The following is a 19,340-nucleotide window of genomic DNA, read 5'->3' as shown; positions in this document are numbered from 1 at the left end:
TCAGGACATCGGTGACAGTTGGTGTCTCAGGACATCGGTGACAGTGGGCGTCTTCTGGGGGCCGATCCTCGGGGTCTGCCGTTGCCGACGTAGCGGGTGCCGGGTTGTGGCCAGGGGTGTTCGATGATGAGGGTGCCGCGCTCGTCGAAGATCATGATCAGGGCGGGGTTCCAGATCGCGTGGACTTGAGTGCCGGCGAACTCGTTCCCGAGTTGGAATGTGGTGCCGCGGATGCTGATGTCGCCGTGCGTGCGGACGATCCGGACGGCATCTCCAGTCGCCCCGGGATGGGTGGCAGCGTCAGGGTCTGGCTCTGGCGCGGGAGCTTTCGGTGTCGCGTCCCAGGCCTGTTGCGGGGTGCTCCGACCGGGAAGCGCCTGGTGCGGGCGCTCGGTGTTGTAGATCACGTCGAACCGGTCCACGAGATGTTGGAGTTCCTCGATCGTCCCGGCGAGGGGCTGCTTGTCCAACCATCGGAACAGGGTCTGGTGGAATCGCTCGTTCTTGCCCTGGGTCATGGGGTGCCCGGGCTTCCCGGTGATCGCGACGACGCCGAGCGTGCTCACGTAGGCGACGAGCTGACTGACGATGCCGCGGCGGTGCGGGTTCAATGCGGCACCGTTATCCGTGAGGAGCCGCTGCGGGACCCCATGCCGGGCGATCCCCTTCTCCATCACCGTGACCGCGCCCTTGCTCGTCTCCGCCCTCGCGACATGCGACGCGACCGCGAGACGAGCATGATCATCGGTGAGCTGGAAGATCACGCAGGTCCGTCCGCCCGCGAGGACGTACTCGGTCGCATCGAGTTGCCAGCACGCGTTCGGAGCGGGATACACGAACCGTCGGAACGCGGACCGCGGCTTCTTCTTTGGCTCCACCCGGGCGACGCCCGCTTCGCGGAAGATCCGTGCGAGTGAGGCGATCGACGGGGTCGTGAATCCCATCGATGTCATCTTGTCGTGCACGCTGATCGGCCCGTAGTCGAGCCCGGATCGCTCCAGCGCTGCCCGCACGTCCAGCGCGCTCCGCTTCACCTCCTCGCCGATCTTCGCCGGCGACGCGGACGGACGACGAGACTGCGGCTCCAGCACCGCCGCCGGGCCCTTCTCCCGCGCACGAGCGAGCAGCACATAGAACGTCTTCCGCGAGATCTCGTGCTCTCGACAAAACGACGTCACCGCCCCACGCGGAGCATCCGCAGGCCAACGAGAGATCGCGAGACGGACACGCGCATCAACAGGTTCATTCTTCGACACCGCTCAATCTGAGCCGAGAAGTGTCACCACCAAGACCCCCAGAACTGTCACCGATGTCCTGATACAGAACCGTCACCGATGTCCTGAGACATAACAGCCCCGATTTCGAGAGCGCTCGCAGGAAAGAGCCGCGCGACCGGATCGACAGTCGGGGAGAAGCAGCTCGCACAGGGAAGGGCAGCGCGAGAGCGCGACCACCGTCACAAGGGCGGGGCCGGGCCCGCTCACCAGCTGACCGGGAGCGCCTTGCCCTCCTCGTAGCCGGCGGCGGACTGCAGGCCGACCAGGGCGCGCTCGTGGAACTCGGGCACGGTGGCGGCACCGGCGTACGTGAAGGAGGAGCGCACGCCCGAGGTGATCATGTCGAGGAGGTCCTCGACGCCGGGGCGGAGCGGATCGAGGTAGATCCGGGACGACGAGATGCCCTCGGCGAAGAGCTCCTTGCGCGCCCGCTCGTACGCGTCGAGGCGGCCGAAGCGCGCCTGCACGGCCTTGGTCGAGGCCATCCCCCAGGACTCCTTGTAGAGCCGGCCCGCGTCGTCGGTCTGCAGCTCGCCCGGCGCCTCGATCGTGCCGGCGAACCAGGATCCGATCATCACGGAGGCGGCCCCCGCGGCGAGCGCGAGCGCCACGTCGCGCGGATACCGCACGCCCCCGTCCGCCCACACGTGCGCGCCCAGCGCCCGCGCGGCCTCGGCGGTCTCCAGCACCGCGGAGAACTGCGGTCGGCCGACCGCGGTCATCATGCGGGTCGTGCACATCGCGCCGGGGCCGACGCCGACCTTGAGGATCGATGCGCCGGCGTCGACGAGATCGCGCGCGCCTTCCGCGGTGACGACGTTGCCCGCCACGATCGGGATCCCGAGCTCCAGGGCCGCCACGGTACGCAGCGCCTGCAGCATGCCGTCCTGATGGCCGTGCGCGGTGTCGACGACGAGCACGTCGACGCCGGCGCCGGCGAGCGCCTTCGCCTTGGCGGCGACGTCGCCGTTGATGCCCACGGCCGCGGCGACGGCGAGGCGGCCCGAGGCGTCGACCGCGGGTCGGTACAGGGTCGAGCGCAGCGCGCCGCGTGCGGTCTGCGTGCCGACGAGGTGCCCGTGCCGGAGCACGCACATCATCTCCGCGTCGGCGGCGGTGATCGCGTCGAACGCGGTGCGCGGGTCGGCGACGTCCTCCGCGTCGAGCGCCGGCGAGTCGGGGCGCACCAGATCGCCGATCTGCGCGTCGCGCAGCGCCGTCGCGAGACGCCGCGCGGGCAGGATGCCGTGGATCGCGCTGGAGAGGATCTCCCCGCTCCCGTCGGCGACGACGATCCCGTGCCCCTCCGTCGCGGGCAGCAGGCGCAGCGCGGTCTCGACGGTCGCGTACGGGGGCAGCACGAGCGGCGTGTCCCAGGCGACGGGCTGGCGCTTCACCCAGCGGATCGCCTCGTCGAGCTCCTGCAGCGGCATGTCCTGCGGCAGCACGCCGATCCCGCCGCGCCGGGCAAGGGTCGCGGCCAGGCGCGGACCGGTCACCGAGTTCATGTTCGACGACACCAGCGGGATCGTCGCGGGAGTGCCGTCCTCGGGCGCCAGATCCACCTGCAGGCGGCTCGTGACAGTGGAATGGCGGGGCACGAGGAACACGTCCGAGTAGGTCAGATCCACCATCGGGCGCTCACCGGAGAACTGCATCTCCCCAGGGTAGCCATCACGGATGCGCTGCACACCTGCTCGGAACCGTGTCACCGAGCCCTTTCGACTCCGTCGACGGGCTAGGCTTGTCACCCGGAGCGTGGCCATACCCGGGAGATGCCCGGGGCGGATCCCACCGCTTGTTTCATCGATGAAAGAGGGCGATCGAGCGTGTCGAGCCAGGTGACCGGCGTCGGGACTTCGGGAGATGGGGAGTTCGGGGCCAATTCCTGGCTCGTCGACGAGCTGTACGAACAGTTCAAGGTCGACCGCAACTCCGTCGACAAGGAGTGGTGGCCGGTCCTCGAGAACTATCACCCGTCCGATTCCGCCGCAGCCGCTCCCGCGGCGCAGACCGCTCCCGCCGTCGAGGCGCACCCCGTCACGGCGCCGATCCCGGTGATCGGCCAGACGCCGGTGGCGCGGACCACGACCAAGCCCGCCCGGCAGGCGCCGATCCCGGCGCAGGCGCAGGACCGCGCCGCCGACGGTCCGCACGAGCACCACGAGGACGTCGTCACGCCGCTGCGCGGCCTGCCGAAGACCCTCGCCGCGAACATGGACGAGTCGCTGACCGTCCCGACCGCGACCAGCGTCCGCACCGTGCCGGCGAAGCTGATGATCGACAACCGCATCGTCATCAACAACCACATGTCCCGCACCCGCGGCGGCAAGGTCTCCTTCACGCACCTCATCGGCTGGGCGCTGATCCAGGCGCTCAAGGAGTTCCCCAGCCAGAACGTCTACTACGCCGAGGTCGACGGCAAGCCCAGCGTCATCGCCCCCGCGCACATCAACCTCGGCATCGCGATCGACATCCCGAAGCCCGACGGCACCCGCGCCCTGCTCGTCCCGTCGATCAAGCGCGCCGACACGCTGACCTTCAGCGAGTACCTGTCCGCGTACGAGGACCTCATCGTCCGCGCCCGCGGCAACAAGCTCACCGCCGCCGACTTCCAGGGCACGACGCTCTCGCTGACGAACCCGGGCGGCATCGGCACGGTGCACTCGGTGCCCCGTCTGATGAAGGGCCAGGGCTGCATCATCGGCGCCGGTGCCCTGGAGTACCCGGCCGAGTTCCAGGGATCCAGCCAGAAGACGCTGGACGCCCTCGGCATCGGCAAGACGATCACGCTGACCAGCACCTATGACCACCGCGTCATCCAGGGCGCCGGATCCGGCGAATTCCTGAAGAAGGTGCACGAGCTGCTGCTCGGCCAGCGCGGCTTCTACGAGAGCATCTTCCGTGCGCTGCGCATCCCGTACGCGCCGATCCACTGGGCCAGCGACATCGCGGTGGACCTGTCCGAGCGCGTCGACAAGACCGCCCGCGTGCAGGAGCTGATCAACTCGTACCGCGTGCGCGGCCACCTGATGGCCGACATCGACCCGCTGGAGTACGTGCAGCGCTCGCACCCCGACCTCGAGATCGAGACCCACGGCCTGACCTTCTGGGACCTCGAGCGCGATTTCGTCACGAACGGCTTCGGCGGCAAGCGCCAGATGAAGCTCCGCGACATCCTCGGCGTGCTGCGCGACTCGTACTGCCGCACGGTCGGCATCGAGTACATGCACATCCAGGACCCGGCCCAGCGCCTGTGGTTCCAGGAGAAGGTCGAGATCCCCTACGTCAAGCCGGGTCACGACGAGCAGCTGCGCGTGCTCAGCAAGCTGAACGAGGCCGAGGCCTTCGAGACGTTCCTGCAGACGAAGTACGTCGGTCAGAAGCGCTTCTCCCTCGAGGGCGGCGAGTCGCTCATCCCGCTGCTCGACGAGATCCTGCAGGGCGCTGCCGGCTCCGGCCTGGACGGCGCGGCGATCGCCATGGCGCACCGCGGCCGCCTGAACGTGCTCACGAACATCGCCGGCAAGACGTACGGCCAGGTGTTCCGCGAGTTCGAGGGATCCACCCTGCCGGGCAACCAGCGCGGATCCGGTGACGTGAAGTACCACCTCGGCACCGAGGGGACCTTCGTCTCGGACGACGGCGCCGAGCTGCCGATCCTCCTCGCCGCGAACCCCTCGCACCTGGAGACCGTGGACGGCGTGCTCGAGGGCATCGCCCGCGCCAAGCAGGACCGCAAGCCGATCGGCACGTTCACCTGGCTGCCGATCCTCGTGCACGGCGACGCGGCCTTCGCCGGCCAGGGCGTCGTCGTGGAGACGCTGCAGATGTCGCAGCTGCGCGGCTACCGCACGGGCGGCACGATCCACGTGGTCGTGAACAACCAGGTCGGCTTCACGACCCTGCCGATCGACTCGCGCACCTCGGTGTACGCCACGGACGTCGCGAAGACGATCCAGGCCCCGATCCTGCACGTGAACGGTGACGACCCCGAGGCCGTGATCCACGTCGCCCAGCTCGCCTTCGAGTACCGCGAGCGGTTCCACCGCGACATCGTGATCGACCTCGTCTGCTACCGCCGGCGCGGGCACAATGAGGGCGACGACCCGTCGATGACGCAGCCGCTGATGACCGACCTCATCCAGGCGAAGCGGTCGGTGCGCAGCCTGTACACCGACTCGCTCGTCGGCCGCGGCGACATCACCCAGGAGGAGTACGACCAGGCCAAGGCGGACTTCCAGAACCGCCTGGAGATCGCGTTCGCGGAGACCCACGCCGCCGAGACCGGCGCCACGCCGATCGCGCCCGTGAACGGCGTCGGCCCGGTCGACGACCAGATCGGCTCCCCCGAGGTCACCGGCGTCCCGCTCGAGGTGATCCACCTCATCGGCGACGCGCACGCCAACAAGCCCGAGGGCTTCACGGTGCACCCGAAGCTGCAGCAGGCGATGGACAAGCGCGTCGAGATGAGCCGCAGCGGCTCCATCGACTGGGGCTTCGGCGAGCTGCTCGCGTTCGGATCCCTGCTCGTCGAGGGCACCCCGGTGCGCCTCGCTGGTCAGGACTCCCGGCGTGGCACGTTCGTGTCGCGCCACGCCGCGCTGCACGACCGGGCCAACGGCCAGGAGTGGCTGCCGCTCGCGAACCTGTCCGACAACCAGGCCCGCTTCTTCGTGTACGACTCCCTGCTCAGCGAGTACGCCGCGCTCGGGTTCGAGTACGGCTACTCGGTGGAGCGTCCCGAGGCGCTCGTGCTGTGGGAGGCGCAGTTCGGCGACTTCGTCAACGGCGCCCAGTCGGTCATTGACGAGTACATCTCCGCGGCCGAGCAGAAGTGGGGCCAGCAGTCCAGCGTGGTCATGCTGCTGCCGCACGGCTACGAGGGCCAGGGCCCGGACCACTCGTCCGCGCGCATGGAGCGGTTCCTGCAGCTGTGCGCGCAGGACAACATGACCGTGGCGCGCCCGTCCACCCCGGCGTCGTACTTCCACCTGCTGCGCCGTCAGGCGTACGCGCGCCCGCGCAAGCCGCTGATCGTGTTCACCCCGAAGGCGATGCTGCGTCTGCGCGGCGCGACGAGCCAGGTGGAGGAGTTCACCCAGGGCCGCTTCGAGCCGGTGATCGACGACACCCGCGAGCTGGACCGCGCCGCTGTCAAGCGCGTGATCTTCCACTCCGGCAAGGTGCACTGGGATCTGCTCGCCGAGCTCGAGAAGAACCCGAACCCCCAGATCGCCCTGGTGCGCGTCGAGCAGCTCTACCCGATCCCGCTGCGCCAGCTCAAGACGATCGCCGACACCTACCCGAACGCGGAGATCGTGTGGGTGCAGGAGGAGCCGGAGAACCAGGGCGCCTGGCCGTTCCTCGCGCTGCACTTCCAGACCGTCCCCGGTGCGCGCCCGGTCCACCCGATCACGCGCCCGGCCTCGGCGGCGCCGTCCACCGGATCCTCGAAGGTGCACGCCGCGGAGCAGGCCGACCTGCTCGCGCGGGCACTCACCCTCTAGGTCGAATCGCCGATCGACGCGGTGTCCCGGGCTTCCGGGGCACCGCGTCGTCGTCTTCCGGCGCGGCGCACGCCGGTGACGGCGAGCGCGAGGATCGCGACCGCCGCGGGGACCGCGAGCGCTGCCCCGGCGAGCACCAGCAGGCCGGCCGTGCACACCGCCGCGACGACCGCCATCCACCAGCCGGCCGTTCGCCGGGGCAAGATCCGGATCGCAGCGACCATGCCGATCGTGTAGACCGCCACCATGCTGGCGGTGTGGACGAGGATGAACGGCTGCAGGTCGAACCCGGTCGCCGCCGCGATGACGAAGTAGATCCCCACCAGCCCGCCGGACAGCAGGAGCGCACGGCGCGGCACCGCCCCGGATCCGACGCCCTTCGCGAACCAGAGCGGCAGGTCGCCGTTGACGGCGAGCGACGCGCCCAGCTTGCCGAAGGCGGCGAGGTACACGTTCAGCACGCCGAGCGCGACGACCGCGGACACCACCCCGATGAGGGTCGGCGCGGCGCGGATCCCTCCCGCCTCGGCGAGATCGAGCAGCACGACGTCGCCCTTCCCCGCACGCGCTCCCAGCGCCCCGACCGTGACCAGCTGCAGCGCGAGATAGCAGGCCCCCGCGAGGATCAGGGTGACCGCGGTCGCGAGCGGGATCGTGCGGCGCGGGCGCGCGAACTCCCCGGAGATGTGGGTGCCCACCTCCCAGCCGGCGAACGCCCACACGAACATCACGATCGCGGTGCCCACTCCGCCCCAGCCGTGCGGGAGGAACGGGGTGAGGTTCTCCGGCCGCGCGGCGGGCGCGGCGAGGGCGACGACCACCACGACGACCGCGAGCAGCAGCCCGGTGAGCGCGAGCTGCAGCCAACCCGTGAGCCGCACGCCGAACATGTTGGCGGCGAGCGGTGCGACGAGGAACGCCAGGGCCAGCCACGGGATGCCGGCCGTGTCGATGCCGACGGCGGTGGCGATGTATCGGGCGCCGAGCACAGCGACGACGGGCCCTCCCGCCGCCACGCCGAAGAGGAACCAGTAGCCGGTCGCCCGCGCGGCGGTGGGCCCGAGCGCACGGCGCGCGTAGCTGGCCACGCCGCCCGGATCCGGGTGGCGTGCGGCGAGCGCGGCGAACGCGCCGGCGAGAGGGATCGCGAGCGCGGTGATGACCGCGACCGCGACGAGGCTCGCCGGACCCGCGGTCTTCGCCGCGAGTCCCGGCAGAACCAGCAGCCCCGTGCCGAGAACGGACGCGAGGTACAGTGCGATGCCCTGGGCGAGACCGAGGCCGGCCGGGACCGTGCGGTCGAGCGCAGGAACGGACGAGGTCACGCCGACAGGCTAGCCGGGGCCCCGGACATTCAGTACCAGATCGTGAGCGCGGGCGCCGTGATCGAACGGAACGCGTCGTCGATCTCGACCGCCGCCTCCTTCGACGCCGTGCGCAGCAGGCCCGCGACCCGCAGCGCCGTGGCCCGCACGCCGCCCAGATACAGCGTCGACAGGGCGGCGACGCCCATCTCGACGTCCGGCACGCCGGCGTCCTCCGCGACCGCGGCCGTGCCGTCCTGCCCGATCCGCAGCCGCCAGGATCCGCTCGCGTACCCGTAGGGATCCGTGACCGCGATCACGATGTCCAGCGGCGCGCGGTAGGTGCGCGCGGTCAGTGCCGCGGGCACGTCGAGGATCCGCAGCCAGCCGTGATCGTGCACGACGTTCTGCACCGCGCGCTGGTCGGCGACGAGCAGCGGCAGCGGATCGTCGGCGGGGCGCAGCGCCGCGGTCACCGTCCGGACCAGGTCGTGGTTCACGGCGAAGCCCCACACGGCGCGCATCCCCTCGGGCGTCGTGCCGATGACGTGCCGGACGACGAGGTCGGCTCCGAACGCCCCGGTCAGCGGCTCGAGCGTGTACGCCATCACGCCCTGCATGACGCCGTCCTCGTCGAGGTAGCGGACGCCGCGCACGTTCCGGCCGCGCTCGTCGGCCGCGGCGAGCCCGGCCAGCTGCCGCCAGCGACGGTTCCAGCCCGGGATCTGCCCGGCCCGCGCGACGCGCGTGCGCTCGTGCAGCTCGGCGAGGGCCTCGGCGAGCTGCTCCCGCTCGATCGTCTCGAGACGCCCCGGCGACGGCACAGCGGCCCAGCCGGCGCGACGCGCGTCGACGGTGAACGTCGAGACGGGCACGGCGGGCCCGAACCCGTACCGGCCGTAGAGGGTGGCCTCGGTGACGGTGAGACCCGCGATCGCCGCGCCCGCGGCGACGGCCGAGCGCAGCTCCCCCTCGAGGAGGTTGCGCGCGATGCCGCGACGCCGGTGCGTGCCGTTCACGGTGACCGCGCTGACCGCCCACATGTCCAGCGTCCCGCCGGGGACGGTCAACGGGGTCACGAACGAGTTCACGGTCGCGACCGGCACGCCCTTCAGCCCGGTGGATGCCGGGTCGAACACGCCGATGTTGCGGCGCGCGGCGAACGCCTCGCGGATCTCCGCGACCGCTTCGGGCGCGGGATCCGGGTTCAGGAAGCCCCGCTCACCGGCGCGCGCGAAGGCGGCCGCAGCGAGGTCGTCGGCCATGTCGATCACACGGTAGTCGAGGCCCGCCTCGCCCAGTCTCGCGGTGGACAGCGGGTCCGCGGCGATCTCCCGCGCGTCGATCAGGGTCATGGCCCCAGCGTAGCGACAGCCGGGGACGCCGCCCTCGTCAGTGCGCGGTGGCCTGCACGGCGCGCAGCCGAGCGAGCACCTGATCCCGGAGCGCCTCCGGGGCGGTCTCCTTGCACGCGCGCGAGACGACCTCGGTCAGCGTGGTGGCGATCAGGGCCTCCTCCGCGCACGAGGGGCAGTGCTCGAGGTGCTCGCGGATGTCGGAGTGCTCCGTCTTGCACATCTCGTTGCGGAGGTACTCCTCCAGGTCCTGCCGCGCCTTGGCGCATCCGCAGTCGGTCATTTCGTGCTCCTCGTGCCCGCCGTGGCGATCCCTCGCTCCGCGGCATAGTCCGCCAGCAGCTCCCGCAGCATGCGACGCCCGCGGTGCAGGCGGCTCATGACGGTGCCGATGGGGGTCTTCATGATGTCGGCGATCTCCTGATAGGCGAAGCCCTCGACGTCCGCGAGATACACCGCCAGTCGGAAGTCCTCCGGCACCGCCTGCAGCGCCTCCTTGACGACCGAAGCCGGCATCCGATCGATCGCCTCGGCCTCCGCCGACCGGCTGTGCGAGGCCGTGGTCGACTCGGCGCCGCCGAGCTGCCAGTCCTCGAGCTCGTCGATCGTGCCCTGGTAGGGCTCGCGCTGACGCTTGCGATAGATGTTGATGTAGGTGTTCGTCAGGATCCGGTACAGCCACGCCTTGAGGTTCGTCCCCTGCGTGAAGCTCGCCCAGGACGCGTACGCTTTCACGAACGTCTCCTGCACGAGATCGGCTGCGTCGGCGGGGTTGCGGGTCATGCGCATGGCAGCCGCGTACAGCTGATCCATGAAGGGGATCGCCTGCTCCTCGAATTCGCGACGCGCGGAATTCTCCTCCGCGTCGGGCGAAGCGTCCATCGGTGCCTGATCGTTCATCGCCAGCCATTCTAGGCCGTCGATGTCGACCGTCACCGGATCGAGCGTCGCGAGCATGGGCGTCCTTCTGTCTTTCCCGCGGTCCCCTGTCGGAGGCCTTCAGTAGGGTAGGAACCGATGAGCGACACGACGTATTCCCCCGCACCGCGCGGCCGCTGGTCCGCCCCGGTCTCCGCGGGCCCTCTGCGTGCCGAACTGCGAGTCCCCGGATCGAAGTCGCTCACGAACCGCGAGCTCGTGCTCGCGGCGATCGCGGACGGCCCCGGCCTGGTCACCGCTCCCCTGCACTCGGACGACTCCGCGCGCATGGTCGACGCGCTGCGCGCCCTCGGCATCGGCGTCGAGGAGCAGCCAGGGTCCGGCGACTTCGGTCCCGACCTGCGGATCACGCCCGGCCGGCTGCGCGGCGACGCGACCGTGGACTGCGGGCAGGCCGGGACGGTGATGCGCTTCATCGCGCCGCTCGCCGGGCTCGCCGACGGCGAGGTGCTGATCACCGCACACGAGACCGCGCTGCACCGGCCGATGGGCACGATGATCCACGCGCTGCGCGACCTCGGCGTCGACATCGAGGACGGGGGCAGCTGGTCGCTGCCGTTCACGATCCGAGGCCGCGGGCACATCCGCGGCGGGCGGATCGAGATCGACGCATCCGCGTCGAGCCAGTTCGTGTCGGGGCTGCTGCTGGCCGCCCCGCGCTTCGACGTCGGCCTGCACCTCGTGCACACCGGCGAACGGCTGCCGAGCATGCCGCACATCGACATGACGGTCGAGGCGCTCACGCACCGCGGCATCAAGGTCGAGCGCCCCGCCCCGGGCGAATGGCTGGTCCAGGGCGGTCATCCCCGCGCCATCACCGCGGCCATCGAGCCCGACCTGTCCAACGCGGCCCCGTTCCTCGCGGCGGCGCTCGTCGCCGGCGGGGAGGTGTCGATCGGCGGCTGGCCGACCCGCTCCACCCAGCCCGGGGCGCTGCTGCCCCGGCTGCTGGCGCCGCTCGGCGCCGACGCGCGTCTGGCCGGCGGGGTGCTCACCGTGCGCGGCACGGGCCGCGTCCGCGGCGCCGACCTCGACCTGTCGGCGGCGGGCGAGCTCGCGCCGACGTTCGTGGGGCTCGCCGCCCTCGCCGAGGGCCCGACGACGATCACCGGCATCGGCCACATCCGGCTGCACGAGACGGACCGGATCGCGGCGCTCGCCGGAAACCTGCGCGCCCTCGGCGGCGAGGTGGAGGAGCTCGAGGACGGCATCCGGATCTCCCCCGCCCCGCTGCACGGCGGATCCTGGGCCGCGCACCACGACCACCGCATGGCGACCACCGGCGCCCTGATCGGTCTGCGGGTCCCCGGCATCGAGATCGACGACATCGGCACCACCGCGAAGACCCTCCCCGAGTTCACGCAGCTGTGGGAGCGGATGCTCGCCGCCGCGCCGTCCACCGGCGTCTCCCCGACCGCCGGGAGCGCACTCGCGTGAGCTGGCTCGACGACGACGGCGATGACGACGAGCTGGACGACTTCGACGAGTCCCAGATCCGCACCCGCCCGAATCCGAAGGCCAACCGCCCGCGCACGAAACGGCGCCCCGCGCACGCCGACGCGACGATCGGCCGCGTGCTCGGCGTCGACCGCGGCCGCTACTCGGTCCTGATCGGCGAAGGAACCGACGACGAGCGGACCATCACCGCCGCCCGCGCCCGCGAGCTGCGCCGCACGCCGATCGTGACCGGCGACGCCGCGCGCGTGGTCGGCGACACCTCCGGGGACGGGGGCACGCTCGGCCGCATCGTGGGCATCGTCGAGCGCACCTCGCTGCTGCGCCGCAGCGCGGACGACACCGACCAGGTGGAGCGGGTGATCGTGGCGAACGCCGACCAGATGCTCATCGTGGTCGCCGCCGCGGATCCCGAGCCCCGGGAGCGCCTCGTGGACCGCTACCTGGTGGCGGCGCTGGACGCGGGGATCCGGCCGCTGCTCGTCGTCACGAAGACCGACCTGACCGATCCGTCCGAGTTCCTCCGCCATTTCGAGGGCCTCGACCTGCGGGTGTTCACGAGCGCACGCGGCCGGATGCCGGTCGACGAGATCGGCGCCGCGCTCGTCGGGCACTCCACCGTGTTCGTCGGCCACTCCGGTGTCGGGAAGTCGACCCTGGTGAACGCGCTCGTGCCGGGCGCGGGCCGCGCGACCGGGCACGTGAACGAGGTCACCGGCCGCGGCCGGCACACCTCGTCCTCCACCGTGTCGCTGCGCTACGTCGCGCCCGGCGGCAGCGGATCCGGGTGGGTCATCGACACCCCCGGGGTGCGCTCCTTCGGCCTGGGGCACGTGGATCCGGCGAACATCCTCGCCGCGTTCACCGAGCTCGCCGCGATCGCGGAGGACTGCCCGCGCGGCTGCACGCACCGCGCCGATGCCGAGGACTGCGCCCTGAACGAGGCGGCCGTCGCGGGCGAGCTCGGCGAGGCGGGGCTGGCCCGGCTGGAGTCGCTGCAGCGCCTCCTCGCGACGTTCTCCGACAAGTTCTGAGGCGGATCCGGTCGGGCGGCCGGCGCTGGGCTGCCCGCCGCTAGGCTGAATCCGTGACTGCGCAGCGCCTCGAACCCGGTACCACCGCCCCCGACTTCACCCTCCTGGACCAGGACGGCAAGCCCTTCCCGCTCGCCGATCTGCGAGGGCGCAAGACGATCGTGTACTTCTACCCCGCCGCGATGACGCCGGGCTGCACGACCGAGGCCTGCGACTTCCGCGACAGCCTGTCCTCGCTGCAGGGCGCCGGCTACGCCGTCGTCGGCGTCTCCAAGGACGAGCCCGCGAAGCTGAAGCAGTTCGCCGAGCGCGACGGGCTGACCTTCCCGCTGCTGAGCGACGCCGATCTGGTGGTGCACAACGCCTACGGCGTGTGGGGCGAGAAGAAGAACTACGGCAAGGTCATCGAAGGCGTGATCCGCTCGACCTTCGTGCTCGACGAGCAGGGCGTCGTCGAGCACGCTCTCTACAACGTCAAGGCCACCGGGCACGTGGCGCGGATCCGCAAGCTCGTCGGCCTCGCCGCCTGAGCCGCGCCGGCCTACTCCTTCTCGGGCTTCTCCACGTCCGCGCGGCGGCGGGCCTCGGCGCCCTCGCGCCGCGCGAGCACGAGCAGCAGCACCGCTCCGATCAGGCCGGGGATCCCGAGCGCGCCCACGAACAGGGCCGGGAACGGACGGACGCCGAGTGCGCTCAGCGCGATGAGGATCGCGATCACCTGCACCACCAGCCCGCCGCTGCGGCCGAACGACCGTCGGCGCAGCACCGCGAACGCGAGCGCGCCCAGCCCGACCGCGCCGACGGCGGTCAGCGCGATCAGGGCGAGAGCGGACGGCAGCGAGGCGGCATCCCCCTCGCTCAGGCCGAACACCTCGACGAGCGCGAGCACGAGCAGCGCGACCGCCTCGAGGGCGAGCAGCGACGCCGCCGCGATGGTCAGTCTGGACGCCCGCATGGCACTCCCGGTTGGTCTGCTCGTGGGCTGCGGTTCCGCGCCGATTCACCCGCGGTACAGAAAACCCTTGATCGTTGACGATTCATGTAAGAGAATAGATCACAGCCATGTGCTCCCACAGCGGCGTGGGGCGAGCATCCGCTCGCATCACCGAAGGACGACGACCCCCGAACGCCGCCCTGACCATCGAGCCCGCGAAATTCGCGCGCTCACGATATTTCCACACCGAGGAGCCCCCATGGATTGGCGCGACAAGGCCGCCTGCCTCACCGTCGACCCCGAACTGTTCTTCCCCGTCGGGAACACCGGTCCGGCCGTCGACCAGATCGAGAAGGCGAAGGCCGTGTGCGCCCGGTGCACCGTCACCGAGATCTGCCTGCAGTACGCCCTGGAGACCAGCCAGGACTCGGGTGTGTGGGGCGGTCTCAGCGAGGACGAGCGCCGCGCGCTGAAGCGCCGCGCCGCGCGCGCCCGCCGCGCCGGCTGATCCCCCGGCATCGCAACGGATCCGGCCTCGTCACGGAGCCGGATCCGTTCGTCGTCCGGCTCAGGCCTTCATCCAGCGCATCGGGATGTCGATGGTCACCACCGTGCCCTCGCCCTCGGAGCCCTGCCACGCGATCGTGCCGCTGAGCTCGCCCTGGATGAGGGTGCGGATGATCTGCGTGCCCAGGCCCTGGCCGATCCGGCCCTCGACGAGGCCGTGCCCGGTGTCGCTGACGATCACGCGCAGGTTCTCGTCGGTGCGCTGCGCCTCGATCGTGACCACGCCCTCCTGACCCGCGAGGCCGTGCTCCACGGCGTTCGTGACGACCTCGGTGAGGGCGAGTGCGAGCGGCGTCGCGTACTCGCTGGGCAGCACGCCGAACCGGCCCGTCGACTGCGTGCGGGCGCGCGTGTTCGGCGCCGAGGCGACCTCCGCGACGAGCTTGAGCACCCGCGCGAACACCTCGTCGAAGTCGACCTTCTGCGCCAGTCCCCCGGCGAGGGTGTCGTGCACGACCGCGATCGACTCCACCCGGCGCATGGCCTGGGTGAGCGCGTCGCGCGCCTCCTCGGAGTGCGTGCGCCGCGCCTGGATCCGCAGCAGCGAGGCGACCGTCTGCAGGTTGTTCTTGACGCGGTGGTGGATCTCGCGGATCGTCGCGTCCTTGGTGATGAGCTCCTGCTCCTGGTGGCGCAGCTCGGAGACGTCCCGGCACAGCACGATGGCGCCGATCCGGGTGCCGTGGTCCTTGAGCGGGATCGCGCGGAGCGACACGGTCACGCCGCGCGCCTCCACATCCGTCCGCCAGGGCGCGCGCCCGGTGACGACCACCGGGAGCGATTCGTCGACCTGCCGTGAGGGCGGCACGATCCGGGTGGTCACCTCGACCAGCGACTCCCCCTCGAGCTCCTCGTCGAAGCCCATCCGGTTGAATGCGGACAGCGCGTTCGGGCTCGCGAACGTCACGACGCCGTCGACGTCGATGCGGATCAGGCCGTCGGAGGCCCGGGGCGCGCCGCGCCGCGGCGAGGTGGGGGCCGCGAGGTCGGGGAACGCGCCGGCGCCGATCATCCCGAACAGGTCGTCCGCGGCCTCGTTGAACGTGATCTGCTGGCGCGACGGCGTGCGCGCCTCGCCCAGGTTCGTGTGCCGGGTGACCACGCCGATCGGCCGCGGCGCCTCCTCGCCCTTGGGGTGAGCGCGCACGATCGGCACCGCTCGGACGCGGGTCGGCGTCTCCTCGAACCAGTCCGGGTTCGAGGAGTCCACGATCTGCGCCTCGTCGAACGCGACCTGCACCTGGGTGCGCCACTGCGGCCGCACCCGCTCCCCCACGATGTCGCGGTAGAAGAGCGTCGCGGCGCCGCTCGGGCGGGTGTGCGCCACGGCGACGAAGGATCCGTCGGACGTCGCGATCCAGATCACGATGTCGGCGGAGGCGAGATCCGCGAGGAGCTGGCCGTCGCCGGCGAGGCGGTGCAGCCACTCCACGTCTTCGTCGGCGAGGCGGCCCTGAGCCTGGGCGAGGTCACTGAGAGTCGACACCCTCACAGCCTAGAGGGAGCCGTGCGAGCCGTCGCACGCGCTCCGGCACCAGGCGGCGGCACCCGCTCAGAGCACCGCGAGCGAGGTCGCGCGCCACCGCCGGTCCATGCCCTCGAGCCGGATCGCGACGGCCCTGGTCCGGCCGGGGCTCTCCACGATCACGGTGGCCTCGACGACGCCGTCCGCGGGCGACGAGGCGTGCGTGGAGAGGATCCGGTACACCGGGCGGGACGGCGCCACCCCGCGGGCGCTGCGGGCGCGGGAGGACAGGTTCGCCCGAGCGATGAGCACTCGGAACGCGTCCTCGGTGAACCACCGGGCCAGCTGGTCGACCTCCCGCACACCCGCCAGCACCTCGAGCACGCCACGCGTGAGGCTCTCCAGGAGCGGGGTCGGATCGGGCAGCTCGGCAGTCGGCGTCGGCTGCCGGGCGAAGTCTTCCAGCGTCATCATCGGCGTTCCCCCCGGTTCGCGATTCGTGGCGTGTCTGATCGGCATCAGATCACATCCGCGCGGCGCGCGGGGACGATCCGACGAGGAATGTGGATAACCCGTATATCGGTCCTCGCCGTCCCGTAGCCTCGACGGCATGGAATGGGACCGGCTGTTCGAGGACCTCGAGGACCAGATCGCGTCCGGCTGGGAGGCGGAGCGCGCCGCCCTGGACGCCGAGGCCGAGCGGCTGCGGATCGCGCGTCTCGACCTGCGCACGCGCCTCGGCGCCCTCGCCGCGGACGGCGCCGCCGTGTCGGCCGTGCTGACCGATTCCACCCGGCTGAGCGGGCGACTGCGCGCCGTCGGCGCGGACTGGAGCGCCCTGCAGCCGCACGACGCCCGCGGCCTCGTCCTGCTGCCCTCCCACGCCGTGGAGCTCTGGGCGGTGGACCACGGCGCGATGCTCTCCAGCGGGGCCGGAAGCGAACCGCTCTCGCCGCTGCGGGAGCGGATGACGTTCGGCTTCGTGGTGCGGGACATCGCACGCCGGCGCTCGGGCGTCACCGTGCAGACGTGCTCCGGTGCGCTCCTGACCGGCACGATCGACCGCGCCGGGGCCGATCACCTCGACCTCGCTCTGCACGACGCCGGGGCGCCGCGCCGGGCGCGGGCCGTGACCGGGTTCCGCCTCGTGCCGTTCGCGTCGGTGCTGTCGATCACCACCGACGGACCGGCGCCCGCCATCGCGGACTGAGGCCCGTGCGTCGCGGCCGTGCAGCTCCGGCCGGGTCGGGCAACCGGAGCCGGAGGTGCCGCGGTCAGTCGCTCAGGCGGACCGGCGGCCCCCAGAGCTCCGGGAAGCTCGCGGCGTCGGCCTGCCGCCAGAGCGCCATCCGGCGTGCCTCCTCGGCCTGCTCGGCCAAGTACTCGGCGATGCTCGGCTCCTCCACCCGCCAGGCGGCCGGGAGACCGAGCCGCGCGCCGCGCAGACGCCCCTCGAGGATCAGCGCCACGACCTCGTCCACGCGCACGCCGAGGAGCTCGGCGACCTGAGCCGGTGCGAGGTACCGCAGGGCGGGCGTGGATGCGTCGGGCATGCGACCCATTGTCCTCCCCGGAGGGCGGACTCGACCGTCAGCGCCCCGCCTGTGGATAACTTTCCGGGCGGAGGGCGCGACTCTGTGACCATGTGGGCATGAGCACCGCACGCGCCGCCCGCCGGCCCTGGACCGATCTGCGCTTCTTCATCGGCCTCGGCCTCATCGTCGTGTCCGTCGTCGGCGTGTGGCTGGTCGTGGGGGCCGCGAAGCAGACGACCCCGGCGCTCCAGGCCGTGCGGACGATCGTCCCCGGCGAACCGCTGACCTCCGCGGACGTGCGCGTGGTCGACGTCGCCCTGGGCGCGGTCGGCCCGGGCTACCTCACCCCGGCCACCCTCGAGCCGGGCCTCATCGCCACGCGCACGATCACGGAGGGCGAGCTCGTCCCGGCCGCCGCCGCCTCCGACGCCGATGCGGGCCGGACGACGTCCGTCGTCGTGCAGAGCACCGTACGGGTGCCCGCCGCGGTCGCGAAGGGCGCCGTCGTCGAAGTGTGGGCCGCGGCGCCCGCCGGGCAGGGCAAGGGGTTCGAGGAGCCGCGCATCCTGCTGTCGGAGGCGACGGTGGCCTGGGTCGAACGGGACAGCGGCCCGCTCTCGGCGAAGAGCACGACCCTCGAACTCGTCGTGGAGCGGGCGCGCGTGGGCGAGGTGCTCGGAGCGATCACGGCGGGATCCTCGCTGTCGGTCGTGCCGGTCGGAGCCCGCTCGTGACTGGCATCGTGCTCGCGCTGCCGGAAGAGCGCGCCGTAGAGCTCGCCGAGGAGCTCGCGCTGGCCGGATGCGAGGTCGTCGCGCGCCTGGCCCCGGCGGACGCCGCACGGCTGTCCGCGCATGCGGAGGAGCTGCGCGCCGCGGACGCCCTCGTGGTCCCCGCCGAGCGCACCGTGCTCAGCGCCGCCCTGCGCAGCGCCTGCGACCGTTCCGGCGTGCGGATCCTGGCCCTCGGCGACGGCCCCGCCGCCACCCGTCTGGCGCAGCGGCACGGCCTGTCCGCGCCGCTGCCGCTCTCCGCGAACGGCTGGGACATCGCCGATGCGCTGCAGGCGGCACCGGACCCCGGCCCCGGGCCCGAACCGGCGCGCAGCAGCCTCATCGCGGTATGGGGCCCGCACGGCTCCCCCGGCCGGAGCACGGTCGCGGTGCAGCTCGCGGCGGCCCTGGCCTCGCCGAGCCGCGGCGTCGCCCTGGTCGACGCCGACACGCACGCGCCGGCGCTCGCCCTCCTGCTGGGGCTCACCGACGACGGCCCCGGCATCGCCGCCGCCTGCCGCAGGGCCGAGCTCGGGCTGCTCGACCCGGCCGAGCTCAGCCGCCTGGCCAGCCCCGTGGAGACCGCCGGCGGAAGCGTGGACGTCCTGGTCGGGATCAACCGCCCCGCCCGCTGGCCGGAGCTCTCCGGTCCTCGTGTGCGCTCGGCGCTGGAGGCCTGCCGGGAGTGGAGCGCGGTCACGATCGTCGACGTCGCCGCATCCCTGGAGACCGATGAGGAGATCGTGAGCGATCTGGACGGGCCTCGACGCAACGCCGCCGCCCTCGCCGCGCTCGCCGCGGTCGACCGGATCGTCGCGGTCGCGAGCGCGGATCCGCTCGGTATCGCCCGGTTCGTGCGCGGCTACGCCGAGCTGCGGGCCGAGATCGGAGACACTCCGGTGACCGTCGCCGTGAACCGGGTCCGCCCCGGACCGCTCGGCATTGACGCGCGCGGGCAGATCCGCCGCGCCCTCGACCGGTTCTCCGGGATCCGCGACGTGCACTTCCTGCCGCACGACCAGCGCGCCCTCGACGCGGCGGCCCTGTACGCGCGCCCGGTGTCCGACGTGTCCGGCCGTTCGCCGTTCACGACCGCCGTGCGCGCCCTGGCGAGCTCGCTCCTGCGCGACGAGACGGCTCCGGCCGCGACGCGCCGCGCACGCCGCGGCCGGGTGCCCGCCGACGCCTGACG

General features: G+C 72.1%; 18 protein-coding genes. 8 read left to right on the top strand and 10 right to left on the bottom strand.

The window, feature by feature from the left end; translation table 11 throughout:
* Window positions 1-26: 26 nt before the first annotated feature.
* Both RBR11_RS16135 and guaB1 read right to left on the bottom strand, forming a co-directional pair.
* Window positions 27-1,256: an integrase core domain-containing protein gene (locus RBR11_RS16135; protein WP_419956798.1), complete on the bottom strand. Its 1,230-nt coding sequence runs from the start codon at window positions 1,254-1,256 to the stop codon at window positions 27-29.
* A gap of 224 nt (window positions 1,257-1,480) precedes the next feature.
* Window positions 1,481-2,935 carry a GMP reductase gene (gene guaB1 / locus RBR11_RS16130; protein WP_308490397.1) on the bottom strand — a complete coding sequence of 485 codons (1,455 nt, stop codon included), beginning with the start codon at window positions 2,933-2,935 and terminating at the stop codon, window positions 1,481-1,483.
* A gap of 171 nt (window positions 2,936-3,106) precedes the next feature.
* On the opposite strand from guaB1, the gene RBR11_RS16125 reads away from it, so the two are divergent.
* The gene (locus RBR11_RS16125; RefSeq protein WP_308490396.1) at window positions 3,107-6,787 is read left to right on the top strand and encodes a multifunctional oxoglutarate decarboxylase/oxoglutarate dehydrogenase thiamine pyrophosphate-binding subunit/dihydrolipoyllysine-residue succinyltransferase subunit; all 3,681 of its coding nucleotides are present in this window, start codon (window positions 3,107-3,109) and stop codon (window positions 6,785-6,787) included.
* Here RBR11_RS16125 and RBR11_RS16120 read toward each other — a convergent pair.
* Genes RBR11_RS16120 through RBR11_RS16105 form a run of 4 tightly spaced genes read right to left on the bottom strand, consistent with a single transcriptional unit; the run spans window position 6,784 to window position 10,403 of the window.
* Complete coding sequence (locus RBR11_RS16120) at window positions 6,784-8,112, bottom strand: APC family permease (RefSeq protein WP_308490395.1); 1,329 nt, start codon at window positions 8,110-8,112, stop codon at window positions 6,784-6,786. The two genes, RBR11_RS16125 and RBR11_RS16120, sit on opposite strands and share 4 nt — an antisense overlap.
* A gap of 29 nt (window positions 8,113-8,141) precedes the next feature.
* Window positions 8,142-9,446, bottom strand: a complete 1,305-nt coding sequence (locus tag RBR11_RS16115) for a GNAT family N-acetyltransferase (RefSeq protein WP_308490394.1) — start codon at window positions 9,444-9,446, stop codon at window positions 8,142-8,144.
* Window positions 9,447-9,483: 37 nt separating this feature from the next.
* Window positions 9,484-9,729 (bottom strand): mycothiol system anti-sigma-R factor, encoded by a 246-nt coding sequence (gene rsrA, locus RBR11_RS16110; protein ID WP_308490393.1) that lies wholly within the window; start codon window positions 9,727-9,729, stop codon window positions 9,484-9,486.
* A complete protein-coding gene (locus RBR11_RS16105) occupies window positions 9,726-10,403 on the bottom strand; it encodes a sigma-70 family RNA polymerase sigma factor (protein WP_308490392.1) in 678 nt (225 codons plus the stop codon). The genes rsrA and RBR11_RS16105 overlap by 4 nt, the downstream gene beginning before the upstream one ends.
* Before the next feature lie 60 nt (window positions 10,404-10,463).
* Here RBR11_RS16105 and aroA point away from each other — a divergent pair, with 60 nt between their 5' ends.
* Genes aroA through bcp form a run of 3 tightly spaced genes read left to right on the top strand, consistent with a single transcriptional unit; the run spans window position 10,464 to window position 13,404 of the window.
* A complete protein-coding gene (gene aroA, locus RBR11_RS16100; protein ID WP_308490391.1) occupies window positions 10,464-11,822 on the top strand; it encodes a 3-phosphoshikimate 1-carboxyvinyltransferase in 1,359 nt (452 codons plus the stop codon).
* A complete protein-coding gene (rsgA, locus tag RBR11_RS16095; RefSeq protein WP_308490390.1) occupies window positions 11,819-12,874 on the top strand; it encodes a ribosome small subunit-dependent GTPase A in 1,056 nt (351 codons plus the stop codon). The genes aroA and rsgA overlap by 4 nt, the downstream gene beginning before the upstream one ends.
* A 53-nt stretch (window positions 12,875-12,927) precedes the next feature.
* Complete coding sequence (bcp, locus tag RBR11_RS16090; protein ID WP_308490389.1) at window positions 12,928-13,404, top strand: thioredoxin-dependent thiol peroxidase; 477 nt, start codon at window positions 12,928-12,930, stop codon at window positions 13,402-13,404.
* An 11-nt stretch (window positions 13,405-13,415) separates the two neighbouring features.
* Here the strand turns inward: bcp and RBR11_RS16085 are convergent, their stop codons facing one another.
* Entirely contained in the window at window positions 13,416-13,829 is a 414-nt protein-coding gene (locus RBR11_RS16085) for a hypothetical protein (RefSeq protein WP_308490388.1), read from the bottom strand.
* 238 nt (window positions 13,830-14,067) lie between these two features.
* Here RBR11_RS16085 and RBR11_RS16080 point away from each other — a divergent pair, with 238 nt between their 5' ends.
* Window positions 14,068-14,316, top strand: coding sequence for a WhiB family transcriptional regulator (locus tag RBR11_RS16080; protein ID WP_308490387.1), 249 nt, complete (start codon window positions 14,068-14,070; stop codon window positions 14,314-14,316).
* A gap of 60 nt (window positions 14,317-14,376) precedes the next feature.
* On the opposite strand, the gene RBR11_RS16075 is transcribed toward RBR11_RS16080, so the two are convergent.
* Together RBR11_RS16075 and RBR11_RS16070 are read right to left on the bottom strand one after the other, a co-directional pair.
* The gene (locus RBR11_RS16075) at window positions 14,377-15,861 is read right to left on the bottom strand and encodes a sensor histidine kinase (protein ID WP_308490386.1); all 1,485 of its coding nucleotides are present in this window, start codon (window positions 15,859-15,861) and stop codon (window positions 14,377-14,379) included.
* Between the two features lie 66 nt (window positions 15,862-15,927).
* Window positions 15,928-16,311, bottom strand: a complete 384-nt coding sequence (locus tag RBR11_RS16070; protein WP_373889813.1) for an Rv3235 family protein — start codon at window positions 16,309-16,311, stop codon at window positions 15,928-15,930.
* Between the two features lie 139 nt (window positions 16,312-16,450).
* Between RBR11_RS16070 and RBR11_RS16065 the strand changes: the two genes are divergently transcribed.
* On the top strand, window positions 16,451-17,050 hold the full coding sequence (locus RBR11_RS16065) for a hypothetical protein (protein WP_308490384.1): 600 nt from the start codon (window positions 16,451-16,453) through the stop codon (window positions 17,048-17,050).
* Between the two features lie 64 nt (window positions 17,051-17,114).
* Here the strand turns inward: RBR11_RS16065 and RBR11_RS16060 are convergent, their stop codons facing one another.
* Complete coding sequence (locus tag RBR11_RS16060) at window positions 17,115-17,393, bottom strand: helix-turn-helix domain-containing protein (protein ID WP_308490383.1); 279 nt, start codon at window positions 17,391-17,393, stop codon at window positions 17,115-17,117.
* Between the two features lie 98 nt (window positions 17,394-17,491).
* On the opposite strand from RBR11_RS16060, the gene RBR11_RS16055 reads away from it, so the two are divergent.
* Both RBR11_RS16055 and RBR11_RS16050 read left to right on the top strand, forming a co-directional pair.
* The gene (locus RBR11_RS16055; protein WP_308490382.1) at window positions 17,492-18,109 is read left to right on the top strand and encodes an SAF domain-containing protein; all 618 of its coding nucleotides are present in this window, start codon (window positions 17,492-17,494) and stop codon (window positions 18,107-18,109) included.
* Complete coding sequence (locus RBR11_RS16050) at window positions 18,106-19,338, top strand: CpaE/TadZ family protein (RefSeq protein WP_308490381.1); 1,233 nt, start codon at window positions 18,106-18,108, stop codon at window positions 19,336-19,338. The genes RBR11_RS16055 and RBR11_RS16050 overlap by 4 nt, the downstream gene beginning before the upstream one ends.
* Window positions 19,339-19,340 lie beyond the last annotated feature (2 nt).

This window comes from Microbacterium capsulatum, from assembly GCF_030865425.1.
In the GTDB taxonomy this organism is placed as follows: domain Bacteria; phylum Actinomycetota; class Actinomycetes; order Actinomycetales; family Microbacteriaceae; genus Microbacterium; species Microbacterium capsulatum.
The sequence above is the reverse complement of the archived record's forward strand: the minus strand, read 5'-3'. Positions and strand labels throughout refer to the sequence as shown.

Bases quoted from the DNA above. Each gene is read 5' to 3' on its own strand.
- guaB1 (WP_308490397.1), bottom strand. From the start codon at position 2,935: ATGCAGTTCTCCGGTGAGCGCCCGATGGTGGATCTGACCTACTCGGAC.
- RBR11_RS16115 (WP_308490394.1), bottom strand. From the start codon at position 9,446: ATGACCCTGATCGACGCGCGGGAGATCGCCGCGGACCCGCTGTCCACC.
- rsrA (WP_308490393.1), bottom strand. From the start codon at position 9,729: ATGACCGACTGCGGATGCGCCAAGGCGCGGCAGGACCTGGAGGAGTAC.
- RBR11_RS16105 (WP_308490392.1), bottom strand. From the start codon at position 10,403: ATGCTCGCGACGCTCGATCCGGTGACGGTCGACATCGACGGCCTAGAA.
- aroA (WP_308490391.1), top strand. From the start codon at position 10,464: ATGAGCGACACGACGTATTCCCCCGCACCGCGCGGCCGCTGGTCCGCC.
- RBR11_RS16085 (WP_308490388.1), bottom strand. From the start codon at position 13,829: ATGCGGGCGTCCAGACTGACCATCGCGGCGGCGTCGCTGCTCGCCCTC.
- RBR11_RS16080 (WP_308490387.1), top strand. From the start codon at position 14,068: ATGGATTGGCGCGACAAGGCCGCCTGCCTCACCGTCGACCCCGAACTG.
- RBR11_RS16070 (WP_373889813.1), bottom strand. From the start codon at position 16,311: ATGACGCTGGAAGACTTCGCCCGGCAGCCGACGCCGACTGCCGAGCTG.
- RBR11_RS16065 (WP_308490384.1), top strand. From the start codon at position 16,451: ATGGAATGGGACCGGCTGTTCGAGGACCTCGAGGACCAGATCGCGTCC.
- RBR11_RS16060 (WP_308490383.1), bottom strand. From the start codon at position 17,393: ATGCCCGACGCATCCACGCCCGCCCTGCGGTACCTCGCACCGGCTCAG.
- RBR11_RS16055 (WP_308490382.1), top strand. From the start codon at position 17,492: ATGAGCACCGCACGCGCCGCCCGCCGGCCCTGGACCGATCTGCGCTTC.